Below are 24,892 nucleotides of genomic sequence, written 5' to 3'. Positions count from 1 at the left end.
GTATCTTGGCGTTTAAACAAAAAGGGCGCGATCCCCCTAAAGGTATCGCGCCCCCTTCACATATCAAGCAGTCCCTAGCCGAAGCTCGGGATCATGTCGTGATCCATCTGCGGCATCATGTTGGTATTCAGGTGATACATCACCCACAGCGATCCGGCGATGGCAATTGCCACGATCACAAGGGTAAAGATCAGCGCCAGGAAGTTCCAGCCACCTTCGGATTTGGTGTTCATGTGCAGGAAATAGACCATGTGAACCACGATCTGAATCACACCAAGCCCCATCACCCAAAGGGCGGTTGCGACCTTGCTGTCCAGAACACCATCCATGACAAGCCAGAACGGGATCGCGGTCAGAATGACCGACAGGACAAACCCGATCACATAGCTTTTGTAGGTGCCATGTGAGGCCCCACCATCATGATGGTCATCATGTGCGTGTGAATGTGCGCTCATCCCAGAACTCCCAGCAGATAAACAACGGAGAAGACACCGATCCAGACGACGTCAAGGAAGTGCCAGAACATCGACAGGCACATCAGACGACGCTTGTTCTCGACGATCAGGCCGCGCTGGGCGACCTGAACCATCAGGGTCACAAGCCAGATGATGCCAAACGTCACGTGCAGACCGTGGGTCGCCACCAGCGTATAGAACGCCGACAGGAAACCACTGCGCATCGGGGTCGCACCCAGACTCCAGAGGTGATGGAACTCATAAATTTCCAGCCCCACGAAGGCGATACCAAACAGACCGGTAATCGCCAGCCACAACTGGGTGCCTGCGACATTGCCCTTTTCCATCGCCAGCATGGCAAAGCCATAGGTGATGGACGAGAACAGCAGCATGGACGTGTTGATCGCGACCAGTTCAAGGTCGAACAGATCCGCCGGTGCGGGACCAGCAGCATAGTTCTGACCAAGAACGGCATAGGTTGCAAACAGGATCGCAAAGATGAGGCAATCGCTCATCAGATAGATCCAGAAGCCAAGCATCGTCCCCGTTTCCGGGTGATGCTCTTCTTTCAGGTAGAAGACCGGCGCTTCGGTCTGAGAGGCAGTTGTATTCGCCATTGTCATTCCCTTACGCCTGCTGTTTTGCCAGAAGGGCGGTACGTTCTTCTTCGGTCTTCACAACTTCGGATGCCGGGATGTGATAATCGCGGTCATAGTTGAAGGTGTGAGCAATGGAACCGGCAATCAGAACGATGAAGCTTGCCGCAACAAGCCACCAGATATGCCAGACCAGTGCAAAGCCAAGAACGAGCGAGATCGCAGCCAGGATAAAGCCAGCGCCGGTGTTTTTCGGCATATGGATATCCAGGAAGCCCGACGTCGGACGGACGTAACCACGTTTCTTCATGTCAGCCCAGGCGTCCAGATCATGAACAACCGGGGTGAAGGCGAAGTTGTAGGCCGGGGGCGGCGAGGACGTCGACCATTCCAGCGTACGACCACCCCACGGGTCACCGGTTTCATCACGCAGCTTGTCGCGTTTGATCACCGCAACAACGATTGACATGATGAACGAACCGATACCACCGGCAATCAGAAGCGCACCAAAGGCCGCAATGATGAACCAGATCTGAAGCGACGGATCGTCAAACTGGCTCATACGGCGGGTAACGCCCATCAGGCCAAGAACATAAAGCGGCATGAAGGCAAAGTAGAAACCAATCGTCCACAGCCAGAAGGACATCTTGCCCCAGAACTCATCGAGCTTGAAGCCGAATGCTTTCGGGAACCAGTAAACGATACCGGCAAACATCCCGAAGACCACACCACCGATAATCACGTTATGGAAGTGGGCAATCAGGAACAGGCTGTTATGGAGCACGAAGTCAGCCGGCGGAACGGCAAGCATAACACCGGTCATGCCACCGATCACAAAGGTCAGCATGAAACCAATGGTCCACAGCATCGGGACATCAAAGCTGATGCGGCCCTTATACATGGTGAACAGCCAGTTGAAGACCTTGGCCCCCGTCGGGATCGAGATGATCATCGTGGTGATACCAAAGAAGGCGTTCACACTTGCACCCGACCCCATGGTGAAGAAGTGGTGCAGCCAGACGATGTAGGACAGGATGGTAATAACCACGGTGGCATAAACCATCGAGCTGTAACCAAACAGACGCTTGCGGCAGAAGGTCGACACAACTTCGGAAAACACACCAAACGCCGGCAGGATCAGGATGTACACTTCCGGGTGACCCCAGATCCAGATCAGGTTGATGTACATCATGGCGTTACCGCCAAGATCGTTGGTGAAGAAGTTGGTGTCTGCGTAACGGTCAAGACCGAGCAGAACCAGAACCGCGGTCAGAACCGGGAAGGCTGCAACAATTAGGATGTTGGTGCAAAGCGCTGTCCAGGTAAAGACCGGCATCTTCATCATCGACATGCCCGGTGCGCGCATCTTTACGATGGTCACAATCAGGTTCACACCCGAAAGAAGCGTACCGACACCGGCAATCTGCAAGGCCCAGATATAGTAATCAACCCCGACCCCCGGACTGTAGACAATGTCAGACAGCGGCGGATAGGCCAGCCAACCGGTCATTGCGAATTCGCCGACGAACAGCGACGCCATGATCAGCGCGGCACCACAGGTGGTCATCCAGAAGCTGAAATTGTTGAGGAACGGGAAGGCAACGTCGCGCGCACCGATCTGCAGCGGCACAACGAAGTTCATCAGACCGGTCACCAGTGGCATCGCAACGAAGAAGATCATGATCACGCCATGGGCGGTAAAGATCTGGTCGTAGTGGTGCGGCGGAAGGAAACCTTCGGCACCGTTGAATGCGATGGCTTGCTGGGCACGCATCATGAGGGCATCGGCAAAGCCACGCAGAAGCATGATAATTGCCAGAATGATGTACATGATGCCGATCTTTTTATGGTCGATCGACGTGATCCACTCGCGCCAGAGGTATCCCCACAGACGGAAGTAGGTCAGACCACCGACAACGGCGATGCCACCCACAACCACACCCAGAAACGTCACAAGAATGATCGGATCATGGAGAAACGGGAAGGAGTCGAGGGACAGCCGGCCAAATATAAAATGTAAAAGGTCCGGATTGGAGAACATCGGATTACTCTTCTTTCAAATGCAGAATGGCACCGCAACCGATGCCGAAACTGCGAAGGGCCGGTTGGCATTCACCAACCGGCACTGCTTTTAGAACCCTGTCGAAACACCTGCGGGTGCAACACTCATCGCGCGCGAGACCGGCCCGTTGTCAAACAACGGAAGGTTCGCGATTTCGCCAGACAAGCCACCTTCCGGGGTGGTGCACAGCGTCGCAACGAACGACTTGCTATCAGGCAACGGCTGGCTGCCGCGCATCTGCGGAACGTCATAGGTCAGTGACATGACGTTGTAGACACCGGCAAGACCGCCACCGCCATTTTCGTCAATGTGCATCATCTCGTTCATGCACATTTTCGACTGGTCAACGCACATGTTGAGAATGGCCTGATAGAGTTCCGGGTCCACAGAGCTGTAATAGCGGACCGGTTCCTTCACACTCGGCTTTTCAAGTTCGAGATATTGCGAACGGCCCAGGAAGTTCTCGTCGGACTTCACATCATTGACCCAGGCATCAAAGCCGTCCTGGCTCAGACCATGGAACTTGAAGCGCATGTGAGAGAAGCCCTCACCGCTATAGTTCCCGGAGAACCCGTCATACACGCCTTCTTCGTTGATCACGGCATGGAGCTTGGTTTCCATACCCGCCATCGAATAGATCTGCCCTGCAAGGGCCGGAATGAAGAACGAGTTCATGATGCCCGAAGATGTAATCTTGAACTGGATCGGCGTATCAACAGGAGCTGCAAGCTCGTTGACCGTCGCAATGCCCTGTTCCGGGTAGATGAACAACCATTTCCAATCGAGGGAAACGACTTCAACCACCATCGGCTCATGATCTTTGGGCAATGGACGTTCAGCATCAATACGGTCGAGCGGACGATACGGATCAAGCGTATGGGTCGTGACCCAGGTAATCGCCCCAAGAGCAATAATGATCACCAGCGGCGCGGACCAGATGACAACTTCCAGCTTGGTGGAATGGTGCCATTCGGGATCGTATTCAGCATCCTTGTTACCCTGGCGGTATTTCCAGGCAAAGAATACCGTCAGTGCCATGACCGGAACGATGATCAGCAACATCAGGATGGTCGAAACGATAATGAGGTCGGCCTGCTGGGACGCAATATCACCCGATGGATCGATCACAACCAGGTTGCAACCGGCCAGAAGCGAGAACATCGAGGTCAAGGCGACGCCACGTACAAGTTTTGAAAGCATGCGCTTCATACTTCCTCAGTCTCTGGAAGATGTTCTCACAGACAACCATATGCCTGCGAGCCGCATAGCGACCCACCAAAGATCGCCACGCGTCGTACCCTGCCGCACACGCATATAGGAATTATAATTCCAGACATCCACGGAAAGGGCACAAAGAAAGCAATTTTTTTTCAAAAAAATGCCAAATCGGAAATTCGCGGGAATTGCTATAGCTGCGTTGCAGCAATGTCAAGCTACCCGCGGCGCATAGCAGGGTCGTAATGACAATTATCATTCGGATGTAAACCACGCGTTGTGCGGTGCATCACAATAATTGACACTGACGTTTGCAATTCACATGTCTATAATTAGACTCGATCCAAAGTCGTATCGTTCTTTGATCCGAATTTGTGATCCAATCAAAAGCAGTTAGGGCCAAAAGGCCCGACCAGTGAATAAGGGAGAACGGCGTGACCCAAACAACAGAACACTACGCGACCGCCACCTCTTCGGGTTTGGAACGCGATGCGCGGCATCACAATGCCGACGCCACCAATGATCCGGGACAAATCGCGCTTGGCGTGATCATCGGCCGGACATCAGAGTTTTTTGACTTCTTCGTCTATTGCATCGCATCGGTACTGGTTTTTCCACAATTGCTGTTTCCGGGTGAGACCGCACTCATGGGCACCATGTATTCGTTTGCCATCTTCTCTCTGGCCTTTATCGCCCGCCCTGTCGGGTCGCTTGTCTTTATGACCGTTGACCGGCAATACGGACGCGGCGTGAAACTGACGATTGCCATGTTCCTGCTGGGCGGTTCAACCGCTGCGATGGCATTCCTGCCAAGTACGGCTTCGGCCGGGATCCTTGCGATTTACCTTCTGTGTGCCTTCCGGTTCTTGCAGGGTCTTGCATGGGGTGGCGCATGGGATGGTCTGGCGTCGCTTCTGGCCCTCAATGCACCCGATAACCGCAAGGGCTGGTACGCGATGATCCCGCAGCTGGGCGCGCCGCTTGGCTTCATGCTGGCATCTTCGCTGTTTGCTTATTTGCTACTCACACTTCATCCCGACGACTTCCTGGCCTTTGGCTGGCGCTATGCGTTCTTCGTTGCCTTTGCAATCAACGTTGTTGCGCTGTTTGCCCGCCTGCGTCTGGTGGCAACGTCCGAATTCGGCCATCTGCTTGACAAGAACGAGCTTGAGGCGGCCCGTGTCATCGACACGCTCAAACATAATGGTCGTACCGTTGTGCTGGGTGCGCTGGTCCCGATGGTCAGCTACGCGCTGTTCCATCTGGTAACGGTGTTTGCGCTGACTTGGGTCTATCTTTATGCCAATGGCAATCCGGGGCAGTTCCTGCTGACCCAGGGTGTTGGCGCGGTGCTGTGTGCCTTTGGCATCATTGCATCGGGCTTTATTGCCGATCAGCTCGGCCGTCGTCGTTTGCTTGGTTACAGTGCCGGGATCATCCTGCTGGGTGCGATCCTGACACCGCTGCTTTACACCTATAACATCATCAATGAAGGCATGATTGTTCTGGGTGGCTTTGCGGTTCTTGGCCTGTGCTTTGGTCAGGCGGCCGGTACGCTGGCATCGAACTTCAAGCGTGAATACCGCTACACTGGATCGGCCCTGACATCTGACCTTGCATGGTTGCTAGGCGCTGGTTTCGCGCCGCTGATCGCACTTTACCTGTGTGACAAGTTCGGTCTGGCCGGTGTTGGTGCCTACCTGCTTTCGGGCGCGGTTGTAACCCTGCTGGTGTTGCAATTCAACAAGCAGTTCGGGGCAAAAACCACCGACTGATTGTAAAGACATACGCATCAAAGCAAACACCCCGGCCAGATTGGCCGGGGTGTTTTCGTTTGCAGATCCGTTTCGTCGGCTTATGAGTAGTTCGACGGGAACATGGCGCGTTTTGCGTCTTCGTCCATTTCCGTCTTAAAGGTGTGGTCCTTGCCAACCTCGCGCGCACTGACCGCTGCCGGCAGGCGATTGATCGCATCAAACCAGCGTTTGATGTTGGGATACTTGTCCCAGACATCCGGGTTCTTGTGCACGAACGGGGCCTTGTCGATCCAGCCCCAGGCCGAGATATCAACAATCGTCATTTCATCGCCGACGATGAACTGGCGACCTTCCATATGGTCTTCCAGCACCTGATAGTGGCGGGCGATCTCGTTGCGATAACGGTTTACGCCATAGTCACTGCCCTCAGGTGCAACATGCTGGAAATGCACTGCCTGCCCAGAAAACGGACCCAGACCGGTGGCAATAAACATCAACCACGACAGGAACTCACCGCGATCTTCAGGCTTACCCAGGAACTTGCCGGACTTTTCGGCGAGATACAGCAGGATCGCGTTTGAATCAAACACGCGCACTTCCTTGCCCCCCGGCCCGTCAGTATCGACGATCGCCGGAACCTTGCCATTCGGGTTGATCGCGCGGAAGGCCGGGTCATGCTGCTGACCTTTACGGGTATCAACCGGCAGGACCTCATACGGCAAACCGGATGCCTCAAGCATCATCGAGATTTTCTGCGGGTTTGGGGTCGGATGGTAATAGAAGCGGATCATGACACGTCTCCTTGCCTGGCATCGCCGTTACACAATGGCGTGACCGGCTCTTGCATTTTGGAATGATCGTTTTAAATTGACCGATAACAACCTGATTGGCAAGCTTCGATTATCGAATTCGCCATCACGAATAGTTTAAAGGAGCCTTTGGCCCATGATTGATCTGTACTACTGGCCAACCCCGAACGGCCATAAAATCACACTGTTCCTCGAAGAAGCCGGACTGGACTACAAGATCGTGCCGGTCAATATCGGCACCGGCGATCAGTTCAAACCGGAATTCTTGGCCTTTTCACCCAACAACCGCATGCCCGCGATCATCGATCACGATCCGGCCGATGGTGGTGAGGCCATTACGGTGTTTGAGTCTGGCGCCATCTTGCAATATCTGGCCGAGAAAACCGGAAAGTTCATCCCGACCGATGTGCGCGGACGCAAGACCGTGATGGAATGGCTGTTCTGGCAGATGGGTGGGCTTGGCCCGATGGCCGGTCAGAACCATCATTTCGGCACCTACGCGCCGGAAAAGATCCCGTATGCGATCACCCGTTATGTCAACGAGACCAACCGTCTTTATGGCGTTCTGAACAAGCGTCTCGAGGGCCGCAAATTCATTGCCGGTGATGACTACACGATTGCGGATATGGCCTGCTATCCATGGATAGTCAGCCACGAAAAGCAGCAGCAGGACCTGAATGAATTCCCGAACCTGAAACGCTGGTTCGAAGCCATACAATCCCGTCCGGCAACGATTGCCGCCTATAAGGCGGGCGAAGGTCTGCGCGCTGGCGAAATGAGTGAAGAAGACAAAAAGATCCTGTTTGGTCAGACGGCAAAAAGCACCCAGAAATCCTGACCAGATGAACCAAGCCACAAGATCATGAAAAACCGCCAGCCCTGTTACAGGACTGGCGGTTCTGTTTTGCGCGATCGTCTCAGGCTTAGGCGTTACGCACTTCGGCAAGGAACGATTCAACTGCTTCGTTCAGAACAGCTGCCTGACGTCCAAGACCCTCGGCAAGGCCAAGCACCTCGCCCGAAAGCTTTTCGGCGTCATTTGCTGCCGTCGACACGCCCGAGATATTTTCAGATACATCGCGGCTGCCGTGTGATGCCTGTTCAACGTTGCGCGCGATTTCCTGGGTTGCGGCCCCCTGCTCTTCAACAGCGGACGCGATTGTCGTCGTCGCCCCGTCAAGGCTTCGGATGGTTTCGGCAATCTCGGCAATCGCGTTAACGGCATTGGATGTGGCGACCTGGATGTCGCTGACCTGGGAGCGGATATCCTCGGTTGCCTTTGCCGTCTGGTTTGCAAGGTTCTTGACCTCGTTGGCAACCACGGCAAAGCCCTTGCCCGCATCACCGGCACGTGCGGCCTCGATCGTTGCGTTCAGGGCCAGAAGGTTCGTCTGTTCGGCAATGTCGGTGATCAGCGAGACAACTTCACCGATCTGGTTTGCCGCCTCTGCCAGCAATTCGATTTTCTGGTGCGTTTCTTCCGAGGTTTGAACGGCACCTTTGGCGATGGTTGCGGACTGTGCGACCTGATTGCTGATTTCGGCAATAGACGTGCTCAGTTCCTCAGCCGCCGAGGCAACTGTTTCCACGTTAGTCGACATTTCCTGCGATGCTGCCGAAACAACCGTTGAACGTTCGCCGACCTGCTTGGAGGTATCGGTCATCGCATTGGCAGAGCTTTGCATATTGCCCGATGCCTCGATCACCTGGGCGACAACTTGCCCGACACTGGCTTCGAAACTGTCGGCCATTTTGCGAAGGGCCGCACGCTTGTCTTCTTCGGCGATGCGTTCCTGCTCTTCACGCTGGGTGCGCATTTCTTCCATTTCGATGGTTTTCGATTTGAAGATATCCATCGCACGCGCCAGATCGCCGATCTCGCTTTTCTGGTGGGTGTAATTGACTTCGATATTGTGATCGCCCTGCGACAGACGCAGCATGTTTTCCGAAATATCGAAAAGCGGGCGGGTAATGCCGCGACTGATCATCAACGAGACGCCAACAACCGCGACCAGGATCGCCAAGGCAACACCACCCATCACCAGCATGATTTGCATGAAAACAGCGTTTACATCATCGATGTAAATACCGGTGGCGACGATCCAGCCCCATGGCTTGAAATCCTTGACGAATGAAAGCTTCGGACGAAGATCATCCGAATTCGGCACCTTGTAGGTGTAGTCGACAAAACCCTCGCCCTTCTCTTCGGCGACGCGCACGAACTCGCGATAAAGGAATTTGCCCGATCCATCGACATTGTCGGTCAGATTTTTGCCGACAAGATCCTTCTTAATGTCATGGATCAGAAGAACCGGCGTGTGATCAAACACAAAGAAATAGTTCTTCTCATCATAACGAAGGGATGCAACAGCGCCTTTGGCGGCATTTTGCGCCTCTTCGGTGGTCATTTCGCCGGACTGTTCCAGCGCATGATAATGACCAATCAAATTGATTGTGGATTCAACAAGGTTTTTCGTTTTTGTTTTACGGTCTTCAAGCATGTTTTGGCGCAATTCGGTCAGACCGAACGCCCCGACCAGCAACACCGCAAGAACCGCGCCCGCGACAATAATCAGCATACGTGTGCCGATTTTCACCGAACTCAGTGACAACATGGCATTCCCCTTCCCCTTGGATATTCCTTGCCAAGGTAGCGGCAAGGTTTTCTTGTTTTAGAACCACTTCATAAACACTGAAGTCGGCAGCCCGTGACCATGTCACAAATCATCATACCAATTGAATCGCATATATTATGCATTATCTCTTTGCTGTGACGGCCGTCACAGCTGCTTGCCATTTCAGCTTGGCATCCGATAATCTTCCTATCGCTATCCGGGCACACCAACGCACGATAAGACGCCCCAAACAAGTGATCTGCAGTGCGCCGTTTGACGTAGCCATTTCAGTGATTTACATAATTTCTCAGCATCATGGCCAAAGGACATCTCATGCGCCCACTTCGCACAATCCTGTTGGCCCTGATCCCGGCAAGCCTGCTTGCGGCCTGTGCATTCCCGCCGGAAAACGCGCTTTATGATCAGTCACCCGATATCCCGCCCTACATGCAGGATAATTTCGAGGATTACGTATCTGAAACGCGTGACTGGATCGCCTCCCATCGGGTTTTTCTGACCGATGACCACGAAATGGAGATTGCGCGCAATATTCCATTTGAAGTTCGGCCAGAACCAATGGACGCAAATAAGCCCAGCCGTGGGGTTTTGTTCGTTCATGGTCTGGGATCAAGTCCGTGGTACTTCCACGATATTGCAGTGGCAATGGCAAAGGATGGCTGGCTTGCGCGGTCGATGTTGCTGCCCGGCCACGGCACCCGCCCGGGGGATCTCAGCCTGCCCAATTATGATGACTGGACTGGATCGGTCGCGCATCAGGTTGCGCTCCTGGAGCGCGAGGTGGATGAAGTCTGGCTGGGCGGGTTTTCAACCGGCGGCAACCTTGTCACCAGCTATGCTGCGCGAAACCCGGACATTGACGGGCTTTTGCTGTTTTCGCCGGGCATCGAGCCGGGCAGTGACCTGTTGTTCCTGACACCACTGGTCCAGTATCTGTGGGATTGGGTCGATGCCGATCCGGAAGACAACGTGATCAACTATCAGTCCCTGTCGACCAAGGCATCGGCACTTTATTACCGCAGCGTCACCGACGTTAATGATGCGCTTGACGCAAAGCCGTTTGACCGCCCCGCTCTTGTTACCATGAGCGCGGATGACAGTGTGCTCGATCCAATAGCAATGCTTCGTCGCTTTGAGACGCATTTCACCAACCCGGCTTCACGCCTGGTCTGGTATGATGAAGTCAATGCACCAAGCAACGACAGCCGGATTGAGAACCTCAACAGCAATCTGCCCGATCAACAGATCAGCAGTTTCTCACATCTGAGCGCGCTGTTCTCGCCCGACAATCCGTATTACGGTGCAAAGGGAAGCTTTGTCTTCATCGAGAACGGCCAGGAAGACATCGAACGACCAGCGGATCGCGAACTGCTCTGGCGCAGTGCATGGGGATATATGGAGCCGGGCAAGTATCATGCCCGCCTGACCTGGAACCCCTATTTTGATGCGTTGATCGACGCAATCGGCGACGTCACCAACTAGGCCAAAGGACCCGTCAACACCATGACCAACAGCGAACAGGAAACGATGAGTGCAGGGCACATTCATCACCCCAACCATCGCACCCGTGTCTTTGCCCTGATTGCGTTTATAGTGTTGTGTCTGATCATATCGGCATTTGGTGGGGCGGTGACAGCCACCAGCGTCAATGACTGGTATGCGGCACTGAACAAGCCGTTCTTCCGTCCACCCAACTGGGTTTTCGGCCCGGTATGGACCGTCATTTATTTCATGATCGCCTTTAGCGGCTGGCGCGCCTGGCTTAAGGTGGGCATCGCCAATGCCAAAGGCGCCTTTGGCCTTTATGCAGGCCAGTTGACGCTTAACCTTGCATGGTCGTTTTTGTTCTTTGGCGCTCAGTCGCCCCTGCTTGGACTGATTGATATCGTCATCCTGCTTGGCCTGATCATCGCCAACATGGTTGCGTTCTGGAAGATTGACCGTCTGGCCGGGATGCTATTGGTGCCCTACGCCCTTTGGGTGGCTTTTGCCACCCTGCTCAATGCCGCGATCTGGCAGCTTAATTAACTGCTTGGTTCTGCGGCGACATCAATTGCCGTTTCCTTGGCCGCACGATCACTCTTGGGCTCCGAAGCTTCGGTTGTCTGCGCAACACTATCCATGCCCAAGCGACCGATGGAGGGCAAACGCAGTGCCGGACGGTTGAAATCAATCCCGAAGTTCAGACCCAACAGGTTAAGCTCGATCCCCTCTTCCAGACCAAGTGACATACCGAGAACGCCCAGCAAGTTCGCCTGCACGCCCTGCCCGCTTGAAGAAAGCCCAACCGGATTGGTGATCGGGCGATAATCCTTGCCGATCGCATTGGCCGGCATATCAAGGTTAAGCCCCGGCACTTCACGGCCGATATGGGCGATGAAAGTGTTGCTGTTCGGGCCCGGATAACTGCGATATTCGCGCGGGAACGGATAGGATTTGATCGCCTGTTCGATTTCGGGGATCAGCTTTTCGGCCGCCTCGCCCCGATGAGCCGCCAGGAGTTCCGGCTTCGAGCCATACCAAAGACCATCCGGGATCGCGTAATTCTGGCGCACGACATTGCCACTGCCCCACCCCACCACGTCATAGCGGGTGTATCGGGTTTCACCGGCACGCTTATAGATGATCCATGGATGAACCGCGAAATAGGCGCGCCAGCCAAATGTTTCAGCCGCCATCACCATGACAATCGCCTGATCCCGGTTGGCAACCGCATCAGGCGCCACACCCGAAGAATGGCGCGGCGCATTGCGCCACGTATAGCGTTCCTTGGCTTTTTCACCCGGTGGGTCTTCTGCCAGGCTGATGCCAAACGGCAGAACAAGAACGGCCAAAAGACCAAGAAACAGGGTTTTGCCTTTACGCAAGGTCGATCCAATCAAACTAACAGGTCATGACTTTATTGTTACGGTTAAAGCAGACAAGTAGGATCAAAAAAAGGCAACGCAACCTTCTATCCTGAGGGGAATCCATCTGTATTCCGCCTGAGGCGGCCAACGCGGGCCTAAGGCCAGGCAGCAAAAGTATTATCGCGCACACGCTCGTGCGCGCGCCGCAACCGGCGATAGGCGCCGGGTGCCTCCCCCATATAACGTTTGAAAAACCGGCTGAAATAAGCCGGATCGCGAAAGCCCAAACCATAGGCAATCTGCGCCACACCAAGCGGGGATTGCTCCAGACGCATGCAGGCCTCGCGCAGGACACGTTCATGGATAATCGTTAAGGGCGGCTTGCCGGTTGCGCGCAACACAGCAGACCCCAATCTGCGTTCGCTGACACCAAGGGCCTTTGCATAATCTGCAACATTCCAATGTTCGCGAAAATGCAGCTCCAGCACCTGCAAAAATCGCTGAAAGGTGATCGAGCCCGGCCCGTGCTGGTTGCGTTGTGCCATCACGCCTTCTGCCAGACGCAGAACCATGGTCAAAATGATCTGTAAATGCGCGCCAACCACAAGACTGGCACCAAGTGCATTGCCCATCAGCTCAGACCGGATGGCTTCAAAGCTGCGCTCAAGCAACACCAGATTTCCAAGGCCCTCTTGCAGAGTAACATTATGGACGGTGTCCGCAGCAAAGCGCAAAGGCAAGCCACCGCCAGCAGAATTACCACCGGCGATCCCGCTGCCATCACCGCAATGGCGCGCCACCAGATCATCCGCAACTGACAGCAAATAGCCATTGCTGCCAGCACTCACGCCAAAGCGCTGCGTTTCGCCCAACGGCAACCAAACGAGCGCTGGGGCCTTGCAGGTTATCGTTCCCTGACGCAAACCAACCTCGGCTCGACCACCAAGCAACAATATGGCATGGCAACGGTCCCGACGTGCCTGATCATTCATGACCCAGGTCTGGGTCGATAATGGATGATCAAAACGGTCCATAACCGCATGAGTGGTTACGGGAAGCAGATCTTCGAACGGGTTATCGGAAAGCTCAACGGCGCTTGAGACCGGAATCTGACGGGAAGGTTGATCGGTCATGCCTTTTTGTCACACATCTATTCCAAATGGTTATATGTAAAAATGTACAATTTTTTGTCCTAAATTGTCAATTTCAGCATCTTTACATTAGAAACGTTCCATCGCTTACTAGAAACACGGTCAAAGAAACCGTCACAAGCAACAATACATACAAAGAATGCGTTCCTATTATTTTGCATCTGCGAACTAATAGGCGGGAGGTTACGCCGGAGATTTACTTCACACTGTGAAGTAAGTAACACTAAATCTTTGCCTAAACTCCTGAAACTACGCGCAAACGGGAAAACCGTCTCTGCAAAAGAGATCAGGAGGAAAAGCATGCAAATTTCAGCGAAACTGCGCTTCGCGACCATTGCAGCGGCCACAACCGCCGTCATGAGTACCGCGACGCTGTTTGGGGCCAATGCCCAGGAAACATTTCGTATTGGCTATGCCATTTCGAAAACCGGTCCGGGTGCACCGGGCGCGGCCACCAGCACAATTCCGAACTACGAAATGTGGGTTAAGGAAATCAATGATGCCGGTGGCCTTAAGATCGGCGACAAGCAGCTTCCGATTGAAGTTGTCGAATATGATGACCGATCCAGCTCGGAAGAAGCGGTACGCGCGATTGAACGCCTGATCAACCAGGACAAGGTTGATTTCATCCTCTCCCCCTGGGGCACGGGTATCAACCTTGCAGTAGCACCAATCCTTGACCGCGCGGGCTACGCCCACCTTGCGGGCACGGCCGTGACCGACAAGGCACCCCAACTGTCGCAGCGCTGGAAAAACTCTTACTGGCTGCTGGGTACTGGTGAACAATATGCCGTTGGACTGGCTGAATTTCTTAAGGGACTTAAGGACGAAGGCAAAATCAACGACAAGGTTGCCATGATCGCCGTTGCTGACGGATTTGGCATCGAGCTTTCCAAGGCTGGTCGCGAGGCCCTTGAAGATCGTGATTTCGATCTCGTCTATGACAAGACTTATCCGCTGGGTTCCCAGGATCTGGCAACCATCGTCAATGATATCAAATCGCTTGGCGCGGACACCTTTGTTGCCTTCTCTTACCCGCCCGGCACGCTTGGCTTGACCGAACAGTCTCGCGTTCTGGGCTTTAATCCCAAGGTATTCTATGCCGGTGTTGGTACCGCCTTCCCGCTTTACAAAAACCGCTTTGGCGATAATGCCGAAGGTGTCGTCAGCCTTGGCGGCGCAAGCGAGGACGATCCCAAAATTGCCGATTACATCAAACGCCATGTCGCCTTTGCCGAGCGTGAGCCGGATCGTTGGGCATCGATCGTGAACTGGGCGACACTGCAGTCCTTGCAGCAGGCCATCGAGCGTGCCGGCACGACCGACCGCGAAGCGATCAATGCCGAACTGGCCAAAGGCGGTTTTGACACCATTCTTGGCACCTACAAGCCGGGCGATCAGACGTTCTGGCAGGTTGGTCAGTGGCAGGGTGGCAAGTTTGTCGGCCTCGCACCGACCAGCATGGAGGGCGCTGCAGAACTTGTCTTCCCGAAACCTGAGTGGAAAGCCGCGCAGTAAGCGCGCCACATAAGGACGTCGGGGTTCCTAAGCCAACAGAACTCCCGGGAATCCCGACGCCCCTTTTGGATGGAATTAATGTTTAGCTACGCAATTTTTTCCGGGATTACTCTTGGCGGGATGTACGCCCTTGTTGCCATGGGGCTGACCCTGCAATATGGCGTTTCGCGCATCATGAATCTCGCCTATGGCGAGTTGGTGATTGTCGCGTCATTTATTGCCTTTGTTTTCATGACCTCGCTTGGTGTCAATCCGATTGCCGGTCTGTTGATCATCATTCCGGCAAGCTTTGCCCTGAACTGGGTGATTTATCGCATCCTGCTGACCCCGCTGGTCGCACGCGCAAAGAACCGCGGCATGCTTGAAGTCGACAGCATCCTGGCTACCTTTGGCCTGCTGTTTATCGTTCAGGGCGTGCTGCTGGTCTGGTTTGGTGGCAATTATTACAGCTATGATTTCCTCAACAACGCCGTTGACATCTTTGGGGCAACGATTGCAGCAAACCGGCTTGTCGCACTTGGTTTCGCAGTTGTCATCGGACTGGGTTTCTATCTGATCCTGACCCGCACCCGGATGGGCACGGCCCTTCGTGCGGTCGCTGTTGACCCGACCTCTGCCCGTCTGGTGGCAATTGATGTCAATTTTGCATCCTGCTTTGCTTTCGCCCTTGGTGGTGCTATGGCCGCTGTTGGTGGTGTTCTGGTCAGTATGTTTCTGACTTTCTCCACCTCGATGGGTGTTGTCTTTACCATGAAAGCATTGATCGTTGTGATCATGGGCGGGGTTGGCAATATGTTGGGCGCGCTGATTGCGGGCCTCATCCTTGGTGTCGCGGAAAGCCTGGTCGCGACCTATATCGATCCGGGCCTGACCATCGCCGTGACCTATGTGATCTTCCTGCTGGTCTTGCTGATCAAGCCTTCCGGCCTGTTCGGGAGGGCCGCGTCATGAGCATCCTGAAACCCGACTTTATCAAGCCTGTAGGCCTTGGTGCGGTGATCTTTGCAGCTCTTGCCTTCCTGCCGTCACTCGTCGACAGCTATTACATGTCGCTTGGCATCAGTATTGTCAGCTTTGCGGTTCTGGCAACCGCATGGTCGATGTTCTCTGGACCGACACGATATATATCGCTTGCGACCGTGGTGTTCTTTGGCATTGGTGCCTATACGGTGGCAGTTCTGGGTGAAGTTCTGCCCTTCCCGCTGGTGCTCGTTTGTGCCGGGCTTGCGGGCACCGTGATTGCCCTTCTGGTTGGCTTTTCCACCCTGCGTCTGGCAGGTGTGTATTTCGTGATCTTTACCTTTGGCCTGACCGAACTGGTGCGCCAAGTCGTCAGTTGGTACGAGGTCAATGTCACCCGCGAAATGGGCCGCTATGTCTTTCTTGATATCACCCAGAACGACATTTACTGGCAGCTGCTTGCCCTGTTTGCGGTTCTTCTGCTGACCGGCTTCATTCTGGGCCGTTCGCGTCTTGGCTTTGCGCTGCGCATCATTGGCGAGGACGAAACCGTTGCCAAGCATTGCGGCATTGATGTCACGCGTGTGAAAGTCGCGCTGTTTGTTCTGTCTGCCCTGTTCATGACCCTGACCGGGGCCATCATGGCACCGCGCTGGACCTATATTGATCCGGTCATTGCCTTTAACCCGATGCTGTCGTTCCAGGTTGTCATCATGGCACTGCTTGGCGGACCACGTCGCCTGCTGGGCCCTCTGCTTGGCGTTGTCCCATTGACCCTTCTGTTTGAAATCCTGACCGCGAACTTCCCGAACCATTTCAGCATCCTGCTTGGCTGCGTGTTCTTGGTAATTGTCTATCTTCTGCCGGGCGGGGTTGTCGATTTGTATGAAAAATACAGCGCCCCCAAAAAGCGCGTACTTGCAACCGAACAAAACGCCAAACCCGGGGGGAACGCAGCATGACGAATGAAATCCTTTTGTCGATTTCAGGTCTGCAGAAGGCCTTTGGCGGCCTGATTGCCGTCAATCAGATGCAGTTCGATGTCCATGGAGGCGAAATCCTTGGCTTGCTTGGCCCCAACGGATCGGGCAAGACCACGGTGATGAACCTGATTTCAGGTGCCCTTCAGGCGAATGAAGGCAAGATTGTCATCAGCGGCAAGGATATCACCAATCTCCCTGCCCACAAAATCAGCCATTCCGGCATTGCGCGGACTTTCCAGTTGGTGCGTGTTTTACCCGATCTTGATTGCGTGGAAAATATCGAAGCGGGTCTTGCCTACCGGACCAAGCCGCTCTGGGGTGATGCCGCGCATGCCGCTGCACTTGAATTGCTTGAACGGATCGGGCTTGCCAAACAGGCCCATACGCCCGCAGGCGATCTGACCTATATCGATCAGAAACGCCTTGAACTGGGACGGGCACTTGCCCTGCAACCGAAACTTCTGTTGCTTGACGAATGGCTGGCCGGATTGAACCCGTCCGAATTGCAGGATGGTATCGCCCTTGTTCGCAAGCTCAAGAACGAAGGGCTTACGATCATCATGGTCGAACATGTCATGGATGCGATCAGAAGTCTGTGTGATCGTTGTGTGGTAATGAATGCCGGGGCCAAGATTGCCGATGGCACCCCCGACGAAGTTCTTTCTGACCCCGAAGTCGTCCGCGCCTATCTGGGAGACAGCCATGCTTGATATCAAAAAACTGTCTGTGTCCTATGGCAAGCACACAGCCCTTCGCGAAGTCGACCTTGCTGTCGACCGTGGCGAAATCGTTGTCATGCTGGGCGCCAATGGTGCAGGTAAAAGCAGCCTGCTTAAGGCCTGCGCAGGTCTGGTGCCGGCCCACGTTAACACGCGTATCACCCTATCTGGCAGTGAGCTGACCGAACTTTCCGCCCATAAGATCGTTGAGGCGGGACTTGCCCTTGTCCCGGAAGGGCGCGGCATTTTCGGAGAATTGACAGTGCGTGAAAATCTTGCGCTTGGTGCCTTTGCCAAACGTGCAAGGGCAGCTGAACAGCAAAATCTTGATCGCGTGATTGATTTGTTCCCCAAACTTGCTGAACGACTTAATCAAGCGGCTCGCACCATGAGTGGTGGCGAACAGCAGATGGTGGCCATCGGCCGCGCGCTTATGTCCAATCCCGATATTCTTTTGCTTGATGAACCGTCTTTGGGGTTGTCACCAATCATGACCGGGGAATTATTCAAGGCCCTTGCGGCCATTCGCAAAACAGGCGTTGGTGTGCTTCTGGTCGAACAGAATGCCCACCAGTCCCTCGCCATATCAGATCGAGGTTATCTGATCGAAAACGGGGCCATTACCGGGCAAAATACTGCCAAGGCCCTGCAATCCGACCCAGCTGTGCAGAAGGCATTTCTTGGCCTTGGGGCCGCGTGATGCAGTCTTTCGCCAAGGCACAGCAAACTACAAGAAAGTCAGGAGAAACGTCATGAACGACACCAAATTGTTGATCAATAATCAGGACGTCAATGCGTCCAACAACCGCACTTTTGAACGCAAGAACCCGGTCACCGGCGAAGTCGCGACTGTCGCAGCAGCCGCCAATGCCGCCGATGCCCGCAAGGCCGCCGATGCAGCAGCCGCGGCCTTTCCGGAATGGTCGAAAATGGGTCCGGGCGCACGGCGCAAGATCCTGCTTAAGGCCGCCGACATCATGGAAGCCAAAGGCGATCAGTTCGGTCAGCTGGTTCTTGATGAAACCGGCAGCACGCGCATGTGGGGTGGATTTAACGCCCATCTTGCCGCCAATATGCTGCGTGAAGCCGGTGGCATGACGACGCAAATTCAGGGCGATGTCATTCCGTCTGACACGCCGGGCCTGATGGCTATGGGCATTCGTCAGCCGGTTGGTGTTGTTCTGGGTATTGCGCCCTGGAACGCCCCGGTAATTCTTGGCACCCGCGCGATTGCCATGCCGCTTGCCTGTGGCAACACCGTCATCCTCAAGGCGTCTGAACTGTGCCCGGCCCTGCATCGCCTGATCGGGGATTGCCTGGTTGAAGCCGGTGCGCCTGAAGGTGTTGTCAACGTTGTGACCAACGCGCCTGAAGATGCGCCGGAAATCGTTGAAACCCTGATTGCCCATCCGGCCGTGCGCCGCATCAACTTTACCGGTTCAACCCGCGTTGGGCGCATCATCGCCAAGCTTGCGGCGGAACACCTGAAACCGGTTCTGCTTGAACTAGGTGGCAAGGCACCATTCCTTGTTCTGGATGACGCCGACCTTGATGAAGCGGTCAATGGTGCGGCCTTTGGCGCCTATATGAATCAGGGCCAGATTTGCATGTCGACCGAACGCCTGATCGTTGACAATGCGGTTGCCGATGACTTTGTCGCCAAACTGGCGGCCAAGGCGAAAACACTCACCGCTGGTGACCCGGCCAAGGCCGAAAACATCCTTGGTGGTGTTGTCAGTGTCGAGGCGGTCAATCGCATCGAGGAACTGGTCGAAGACGCCGTTTCCAAGGGTGCGAAACTGGTTGCCGGTTCGGGCAAGGCCAAGGACGGCGTTCTGATGGATGCCACCCTGCTTGATCACGTCACCCCGGCAATGAAGATCTATTCCGAGGAAAGCTTTGGCCCGATCTGTGTCGTCATTCGTGCAGGCGACCAGGACGAGGCCGTTCGCATCGCCAATGACAGCGAATATGGCCTGTCTTCTGCGGTCTTCTCGACCAACATTCCGCGTGCCATGGAAGTTGCCAAACGCATTGAAAGCGGCATCTGCCACATCAACAGCCCGACCGTTCAGGACGAGGCACAGATGCCGTTTGGCGGTGTGAAGTCGTCCGGCTATGGCCGCTTCGGTTCACAGGCATCGATTGATGAATTCACCGAAATGCGCTGGATCACGATCCAGAGCGGCAAACGCCACTACCCGTTCTAAGACCAAACGAACACAAGGCCGTTGCGCAGCATCCGCGCGGCCTTAATGGAATTAAAAGATACGCAGGGGGGAAGCCTGATTTCGTGAGAACTGTTCCCTCACCAAATCAGGACCTGTGTGCAGGCCGTCAGATTTTCATCTGGCGGCCTGCGTCTTTTTGGAAAATGAAGTGATCTGATCAGCCGCGCAGAACGGCCTGCACCAGAACTTCCAACGCGCTTGAAAACTTCGATCGGTCTTTCTGGGTAAAGGCGGCATTGCGCCCCTGCTCGCCGGTGACTTCGCGCATGTGGGCGGCAATTTCACGGCCCGCTAAGGCATTGCCAATATTGGCCTCGGTAAATTCCTGACCGTTGGCTTTCAGGACCCGCGCACCGATTTCAATCCCGCGCGATGCCAGCGGAATATCATTGGTGATGATCACATCACGTTCGCGCGCGTTTTCCGCAATCCAGTCATCGGCGGCATCGGGTTCCGGCGGGACAATAACGATTCTGATCAACGGATTACGCGACGGGCGAATGCCGCCGTTTGATACCATGATCATCTCGATCCGGTGGCGTTCGGCCACACGTTCGCACTCCGCCTTCACCGGGCAGGCATCGGCATCAACAAACAAACGTGGGCGGGTATTTTCAGTATTTTCGTTCATGGCGCGATAATCGCCGGGACGCGATCAAAGTCAAGCCATCATGAACCCTGCCCGACCGGCGCAGAATGCTTTGCATCGCGCATGACCGCCAAAACCACCGCCCCGACAAAGGCAAACGCACAGGCCATCAAAACGGTCGTCTGGAAATCAAAGGCACTGGCCACCACCCCGGTCAAAAGATTGCCGATCAGGCCCCCGACAAACAGCGTACTGACATAGTAACTGGTCGCAACACCGGGCTGATCGGGGGCGAAGTTTTGAACGAACGTCATGCTGATACCGGCAAAGATACCGTAATAAAGCCCATCAATCGCGGCGAGTGCCAACACATCGACAAGTGTAGTGGCGTGATAAATCAGGCCAAAGAACACCGCCCCCAGAAGGGCCGCGATCAACATGCCTTTGCGTTCGCCCACCCGTTTGATCAGCGTTGCGCAGAAATAGATCACCACCACTTCAACAAAGCATTTCACCGTTAAGGCAAATCCCGCCGAGGACGCGACCAGCCCCAACTCGGTTGAGAAATAAAGCGGCATTGCCGAAACAAACACCACATTGGCCGCCCCAATGAAAAATACCGGCACACAGGCAGACAACAGGCCAAAGTTGAACGGTACTTTCTGCCCGGTTTTCAGGCTATTGGGATGATGGGTTTTAAATGCGCCCGGCACAATCACCAAACAGGTGACAAACCAGATCGCAGCAAGCCCCGCAATTGCGTAATAGGTCGGCGCAAAACCATAGACGCCATAAAAGGACAAGGACGCCGCCGGCCCCACCATCCAGCCAAGCGATGTCTGGATGCGAAGGAAGCCGTTGAACTTGACGACATCGCGCCCGGTCTGTTCGGCAAACAGGCGCCCGAACGAATACATCACCGAAAGCGCACCGGACCCGATACCAAGCAGGATCGATGCAATGCCAAGATAAACCCAGTAAATCTGAAACAGACCCAGCAGGGTCATACCAATGCCAAAGCACAGAATACTGGTCACCAGCAGGAACTTGACGGGTATGGCCCGATCAATCGCGCGACCAAATGTGCGGTTTACAATCAGGGTCACACACACCTGAACAATCGCCACCAGACTAAGCTTCCAGGGTGCTTGCCCCAAACCTTCGACAACATAAAGCCCGGCCAGGGGTGCCGCACTCGACGAGGCAAAAGCCCCAACGAGGAGTAAGCCAAGCACAAGAAACGGATAGCGATCCAGAACCGTCATGATTGGCGACAGCCCGGCCTTTTGGCCAGCCCCAACATCGCTTACGCCGTTACCTGCCCCATCACCCTGCATCGAAACCGTCCCCTAAGCTGTCATGGCATCACGGGAACCGTTCTAGCGCTTCAACCTGAAATCGTTAAACATTTCCGCGCCTTGCGCATCAGATGTCATAAAAGCATCACGAACGACGCGACATGGATCAGGCAAGACCGCCAACGAAACTTGAAAGTTCTGGCGTTTTTGGATTGGAAAAGACTTCTTCCGGGTCGCCAGTTTCATGAATGCGGCCCTGATGCATAAAGACCAGCTTGTCGCAGACTTCACGCGCAAAACGCATTTCGTGTGTGACCATGACAAGCGTCATGCCTTCTTCGGCCAGTTGGCGGACAACCGCCAGCACCTCGTTGACCAGTTCGGGATCAAGTGCCGATGTCACTTCGTCACACAAAAGAACCTTTGGCTTCATCGCCAATGCACGGGCGATCGCCACACGCTGTTGCTGCCCGCCCGACAATTGATCGGGGTAATGCATCATCTTGTCCGCCAAGCCGACCTTGGCCAGCATTTCCTCAGCGATTTGTTTGGCCTCGGCCTTGGATTGCTTTTTGACGACCTGCGGGGATAGCATGACGTTTTCAAGGGCCGTGTAATGCGGGAACAGGTTGAACTGTTGAAACACCATGCCGACCTGAAGCCGAAGGCCAAGCAGATCCGCATCACGGTCGCTGATCTTTTTGCCGTCAACAATGATCACACCATCGTCAATGACCTCAAGCCCGTTGATTGTGCGCAACAGCGTGCTTTTGCCCGATCCGCTTTTACCGATCAGGGCAATAACCTGCCCCTCGTCGATTGAAAGATCAATGCCCTTGAGAACTTCGAGCTCGCCAAAGCTTTTGTGGATGGCATGTAATTCAACGAGCGACATGGCGGAACTTTCCTTCGAGGTGGCGGGCAAAAAGCGATAGCGGATAACAAATCAGGAAATACATCACCGCCACACAGCCATAGACCGTAAACGGTTCATAGGTGGCATTGGTGATCATGGTCCCGGCCTTGGTCAGTTCAACAAAGCCGATAATTGATGCCACGGCTGTTCCCTTGACCACCTGAACCGAAAAGCCCACCGTTGGTGGGACGGCAATGCGAAGCGCCTGCGGCAAAACGATATAGCGCATCTGTTGGGTAAAATTCATGCCAAGGCTTGCCGATGCTTCCCATTGACCCTTGCCAATCGATTCAACACATCCGCGCCAGATTTCGGTCAGAAACGCACTGGTAAACAATGTCAGGCCAAGGGTCGCCGCCACCCATGGCGACACATCAAGCCCGATCAGTGGCAAGCCGAAAAACACAATGAATAACTGCATCAAAAGCGGCGTGCCCTGAAACAGTTCGACATAACCACGCACCAGTCGGATCACCCACGGATTGCCAGCCGTGCGCACCATCAAAAGCAACAAGCCAACCAGCCCGCCAAGCACAAAGGCCGTAAGCGACAGCAACACCGTCCAGCGCGCGGCAAGCAACAGGTTATAAACAATATCCCACAGGGAAAATTCAGACATGACGCCGCCGTTCAAACAGGAAGTTACCGAGAACCTTCAAGCCCATCCGAAGCAGGATCGACATCACAAGATACAAACCCGTCACCACGAAATAGACCTCAAACGCCCGGAAATTAAGCGCCTGGATATAGTTCGCGCCGAATGTCAGTTCCTCGGCCGCGATCTGCGAACAGACCGATGATCCCAGCATGACAATCACAATCTGACTGGACAGGGCCGGCCAGATTTTCTTGAGCGCGGGTAAAATCACGACATAGCGGAAAATTTGCACCCGGTTCATTGCAAGACTTTGGGCTGCTTCGATCTGGCCTTGCGGGATGGCCTGAATGCCAGCCCGGATAATCTCGGTTGAATAGGCACCAAGATTGACGATCATCGCCAAAACAGCCGCCTGAAACTCCGTCAGCTTCACGCCAAGTGCGGGAAGCCCGAAGAAGATAAAGAAGAGTTGCACCAGAAACGGCGTGTTGCGGATCAGCTCCACATACACGCCGACAATCTGGCTGATCACCGGGGCGCGCGACGCACGCGCCCACGCCCCCATGATCCCGAGCCCGACGCCAACCACAGCACCGATGACTGTTAACTCCGTGGTCAGAATGACCCCGTCAAACAGCAGTTGCCAATGCGGCACGATGGCCCCGAAATCGAATTTATATGCCATTGATCTATAACGATCCTGTCAGTCAGCCAAAAAGCCTAGAGTTTTTCCGGAAGCGGAATACCAAGCCACTTTTCGGCAATCGCATTCAAACGACCATCGGCGATTGAAGCGGCAATGATCTCATTGACCTTGGCCATGAGTTCCGGCTCATCCTTGTTCAGGCCGACATAGCAGGGGGAGTTTTTGATCAGGAATTTCGGCTCCGGCTTGCGCGGCGGGTCGCGTTCGATGATGGCGGCTGCCGTCACGTTCCCAGTCGCGATCAGATCTACCTGACCCGACAGGAAGGCCGAAATCGTGCCGTTATTGTCTTCGTAGCGTTTGATATCAACGTCAGACGGCGCAATCTTGGTCAGTTCAAGATCTTCGATCGCACCACGGGTTACGCCAACCGACATACCCGCAAGGTCGGCTGCCTTTTCGACCGAAAAATCAGCCGGGCCAAAGACGCCGTTATAGAACGGTGCATAGGGATCACTAAAATCGATCACCTTTTCACGGTCCGGGTTCTTGCCAAGGCTGGAAATAACCAGATCGACCTTGCCGGTGTTGAGATATGGGATGCGGTTGCTCGAGGTGACCGGTACCAGTTCAAGCTTTACACCAAGCTCTTCGGCAATCAGGGCCGCCATATCAATGTCATAGCCCTTTGGCTGCATATCGGTCCCGACCGAACCGAATGGCGGAAAGTCCTGCGGCACGGCAACCTTGAGAACACCGGCCTCGGAGATGCTGTCGAGCGCGCTGGCCGACGCTGCCCCAAGCGGAGCGGCAAGCATTGCCACCGCAGCAATCGCAGTTTTGAAGAATTGTTTCATGAGCCTCTACCCGTCTGTCTAATCGTTTCTGAAATTATGTGCGTTATTTT

At 54.6% G+C, this 24,892-nt stretch carries 24 protein-coding genes; 10 read left to right on the top strand and 14 right to left on the bottom strand.

The annotated features are described in order from the left end of the window. Positions 1–74: 74 nt before the first annotated feature. The 4 genes from WBY09_RS19170 to cyoA form a co-directional block, all read right to left on the bottom strand. Complete coding sequence (locus WBY09_RS19170; protein ID WP_336233624.1) at positions 75–455, bottom strand: cytochrome o ubiquinol oxidase subunit IV; 381 nt, start codon at positions 453–455, stop codon at positions 75–77. Further along, entirely contained in the window at positions 452–1,072 is a 621-nt protein-coding gene (gene cyoC, locus WBY09_RS19165; RefSeq protein WP_197145409.1) for a cytochrome o ubiquinol oxidase subunit III, read from the bottom strand. The genes WBY09_RS19170 and cyoC overlap by 4 nt, the downstream gene beginning before the upstream one ends. Positions 1,073–1,082: 10 nt before the next feature. Further along, positions 1,083–3,092: a cytochrome o ubiquinol oxidase subunit I gene (gene cyoB, locus WBY09_RS19160; RefSeq protein ID WP_210520496.1), complete on the bottom strand. Its 2,010-nt coding sequence runs from the start codon at positions 3,090–3,092 to the stop codon at positions 1,083–1,085. 90 nt (positions 3,093–3,182) lie between these two features. Beyond that, positions 3,183–4,313 carry a ubiquinol oxidase subunit II gene (gene cyoA, locus WBY09_RS19155; protein WP_246879228.1) on the bottom strand — a complete coding sequence of 377 codons (1,131 nt, stop codon included), beginning with the start codon at positions 4,311–4,313 and terminating at the stop codon, positions 3,183–3,185. A 449-nt stretch (positions 4,314–4,762) separates the two neighbouring features. Between cyoA and WBY09_RS19150 the strand changes: the two genes are divergently transcribed. After that, a complete protein-coding gene (locus WBY09_RS19150; RefSeq protein ID WP_063090329.1) occupies positions 4,763–6,103 on the top strand; it encodes an MFS transporter in 1,341 nt (446 codons plus the stop codon). Positions 6,104–6,183: 80 nt separating this feature from the next. Here the strand turns inward: WBY09_RS19150 and WBY09_RS19145 are convergent, their stop codons facing one another. Then, positions 6,184–6,876, bottom strand: coding sequence for a glutathione S-transferase family protein (locus WBY09_RS19145; protein ID WP_336233623.1), 693 nt, complete (start codon positions 6,874–6,876; stop codon positions 6,184–6,186). Between the two features lie 154 nt (positions 6,877–7,030). Here WBY09_RS19145 and WBY09_RS19140 point away from each other — a divergent pair, with 154 nt between their 5' ends. Next, positions 7,031–7,732: a glutathione binding-like protein gene (locus WBY09_RS19140; RefSeq protein ID WP_336233622.1), complete on the top strand. Its 702-nt coding sequence runs from the start codon at positions 7,031–7,033 to the stop codon at positions 7,730–7,732. An 85-nt stretch (positions 7,733–7,817) separates the two neighbouring features. Here the strand turns inward: WBY09_RS19140 and WBY09_RS19135 are convergent, their stop codons facing one another. Beyond that, positions 7,818–9,509, bottom strand: a complete 1,692-nt coding sequence (locus tag WBY09_RS19135; protein WP_063090335.1) for a methyl-accepting chemotaxis protein — start codon at positions 9,507–9,509, stop codon at positions 7,818–7,820. A gap of 333 nt (positions 9,510–9,842) precedes the next feature. Between WBY09_RS19135 and WBY09_RS19130 the strand changes: the two genes are divergently transcribed. Further along, positions 9,843–11,009, top strand: a complete 1,167-nt coding sequence (locus WBY09_RS19130; protein WP_336233619.1) for an alpha/beta hydrolase — start codon at positions 9,843–9,845, stop codon at positions 11,007–11,009. Positions 11,010–11,030: 21 nt separating this feature from the next. After that, entirely contained in the window at positions 11,031–11,555 is a 525-nt protein-coding gene (locus WBY09_RS19125) for a TspO/MBR family protein (RefSeq protein WP_336233618.1), read from the top strand. Here the strand turns inward: WBY09_RS19125 and WBY09_RS19120 are convergent. Together WBY09_RS19120 and WBY09_RS19115 are read right to left on the bottom strand one after the other, a co-directional pair. Further along, on the bottom strand, positions 11,552–12,394 hold the full coding sequence (locus tag WBY09_RS19120) for a DUF3750 domain-containing protein (RefSeq protein WP_336233616.1): 843 nt from the start codon (positions 12,392–12,394) through the stop codon (positions 11,552–11,554). The genes WBY09_RS19125 and WBY09_RS19120 overlap by 4 nt on opposite strands. A 137-nt stretch (positions 12,395–12,531) precedes the next feature. After that, a complete protein-coding gene (locus tag WBY09_RS19115) occupies positions 12,532–13,509 on the bottom strand; it encodes a helix-turn-helix domain-containing protein (protein ID WP_336233615.1) in 978 nt (325 codons plus the stop codon). Between the two features lie 318 nt (positions 13,510–13,827). Between WBY09_RS19115 and WBY09_RS19110 the strand changes: the two genes are divergently transcribed. The 6 genes from WBY09_RS19110 to WBY09_RS19085 all read left to right on the top strand — a co-directional run bounded on the left by WBY09_RS19110 (position 13,828) and on the right by WBY09_RS19085 (position 19,917). Beyond that, positions 13,828–15,045 (top strand): amino acid ABC transporter substrate-binding protein, encoded by a 1,218-nt coding sequence (locus WBY09_RS19110; protein ID WP_336233614.1) that lies wholly within the window; start codon positions 13,828–13,830, stop codon positions 15,043–15,045. 78 nt (positions 15,046–15,123) lie between these two features. Beyond that, positions 15,124–15,996 (top strand): branched-chain amino acid ABC transporter permease, encoded by an 873-nt coding sequence (locus WBY09_RS19105; RefSeq protein WP_197145418.1) that lies wholly within the window; start codon positions 15,124–15,126, stop codon positions 15,994–15,996. Then, positions 15,993–16,967 (top strand): branched-chain amino acid ABC transporter permease, encoded by a 975-nt coding sequence (locus WBY09_RS19100; RefSeq protein ID WP_336233613.1) that lies wholly within the window; start codon positions 15,993–15,995, stop codon positions 16,965–16,967. The genes WBY09_RS19105 and WBY09_RS19100 overlap by 4 nt, the downstream gene beginning before the upstream one ends. Beyond that, positions 16,964–17,698, top strand: coding sequence for an ABC transporter ATP-binding protein (locus WBY09_RS19095; protein WP_286791848.1), 735 nt, complete (start codon positions 16,964–16,966; stop codon positions 17,696–17,698). The genes WBY09_RS19100 and WBY09_RS19095 overlap by 4 nt, the downstream gene beginning before the upstream one ends. After that, positions 17,691–18,407 carry an ABC transporter ATP-binding protein gene (locus WBY09_RS19090; RefSeq protein ID WP_286791849.1) on the top strand — a complete coding sequence of 239 codons (717 nt, stop codon included), beginning with the start codon at positions 17,691–17,693 and terminating at the stop codon, positions 18,405–18,407. The genes WBY09_RS19095 and WBY09_RS19090 overlap by 8 nt, the downstream gene beginning before the upstream one ends. 52 nt (positions 18,408–18,459) lie before the next feature. After that, a complete protein-coding gene (locus tag WBY09_RS19085; protein WP_336233612.1) occupies positions 18,460–19,917 on the top strand; it encodes an aldehyde dehydrogenase in 1,458 nt (485 codons plus the stop codon). Positions 19,918–20,095: 178 nt separating this feature from the next. Here the strand turns inward: WBY09_RS19085 and WBY09_RS19080 are convergent, their stop codons facing one another. The 6 genes from WBY09_RS19080 to WBY09_RS19055 all read right to left on the bottom strand — a co-directional run bounded on the left by WBY09_RS19080 (position 20,096) and on the right by WBY09_RS19055 (position 24,842). Beyond that, positions 20,096–20,569, bottom strand: a complete 474-nt coding sequence (locus tag WBY09_RS19080; protein WP_336233611.1) for a YaiI/YqxD family protein — start codon at positions 20,567–20,569, stop codon at positions 20,096–20,098. Between the two features lie 38 nt (positions 20,570–20,607). Beyond that, the gene (locus WBY09_RS19075; protein WP_336233610.1) at positions 20,608–21,864 is read right to left on the bottom strand and encodes an MFS transporter; all 1,257 of its coding nucleotides are present in this window, start codon (positions 21,862–21,864) and stop codon (positions 20,608–20,610) included. 127 nt (positions 21,865–21,991) lie between these two features. Next, positions 21,992–22,720, bottom strand: a complete 729-nt coding sequence (locus WBY09_RS19070; RefSeq protein WP_064781928.1) for an amino acid ABC transporter ATP-binding protein — start codon at positions 22,718–22,720, stop codon at positions 21,992–21,994. Further along, the gene (locus WBY09_RS19065; protein WP_008892038.1) at positions 22,707–23,360 is read right to left on the bottom strand and encodes an amino acid ABC transporter permease; all 654 of its coding nucleotides are present in this window, start codon (positions 23,358–23,360) and stop codon (positions 22,707–22,709) included. Before WBY09_RS19065 ends, WBY09_RS19070 begins: the two co-directional genes overlap by 14 nt. Beyond that, complete coding sequence (locus WBY09_RS19060) at positions 23,353–24,024, bottom strand: amino acid ABC transporter permease (RefSeq protein WP_287444394.1); 672 nt, start codon at positions 24,022–24,024, stop codon at positions 23,353–23,355. Before WBY09_RS19060 ends, WBY09_RS19065 begins: the two co-directional genes overlap by 8 nt. Before the next feature lie 35 nt (positions 24,025–24,059). Further along, positions 24,060–24,842 carry a transporter substrate-binding domain-containing protein gene (locus WBY09_RS19055; RefSeq protein ID WP_064789896.1) on the bottom strand — a complete coding sequence of 261 codons (783 nt, stop codon included), beginning with the start codon at positions 24,840–24,842 and terminating at the stop codon, positions 24,060–24,062. Between the last annotated feature and the right edge of the window lie 50 nt (positions 24,843–24,892).

The sequence above is a fragment of the Thalassospira sp. CH_XMU1458 genome (assembly GCF_037027205.1).
GTDB classification, from domain to species: Bacteria; Pseudomonadota; Alphaproteobacteria; order Rhodospirillales; family Thalassospiraceae; genus Thalassospira; species Thalassospira tepidiphila.
The sequence above is the reverse complement of the archived record's forward strand: the minus strand, read 5'-3'. Positions and strand labels throughout refer to the sequence as shown.